This is a genomic window from Neisseria sp. P0001.S005, from assembly GCF_051963715.1.
Map to the genome: position 1 here is coordinate 1 of NZ_JBQCTZ010000902.1, position 311 is coordinate 311.

The 311-nt window shown below is 47.6% G+C and carries 1 pseudogene; it reads right to left on the reverse strand.

From position 1 onward, the window contains the following. A pseudogene (locus ACTHSP_RS23420) lies at positions 1–311 on the reverse strand (hypothetical protein); the annotation flags it as partial.

Consider the following 311-nt stretch of genomic DNA (forward strand, 5'->3'; position numbering starts at 1 on the left):
GTCGCACCGATTTGCACGCCTTGGACGTTTTTGCTGTAATCCTCAACAGAAGAGACACCGGACAACGAACCGACACGGCGGTAGTTCAAGAATACGTCGTAAGAATTGCGGACGTTCCAGTCGGCCGATTTATAGCGCACTTCAGTGAACACGCCGTCATTTTTGATTTTTTGTCCAGCATCATTATAAGCTTTGATATTGGACTTGCTGACCGCGGCCATCCAATGCCAATCGTCATTAAACTTGATGTCCGTACCGATTTCTCCGAAGACCGCATTTTTCTTCGCACCGCGTACATCGATGTCTTTCAT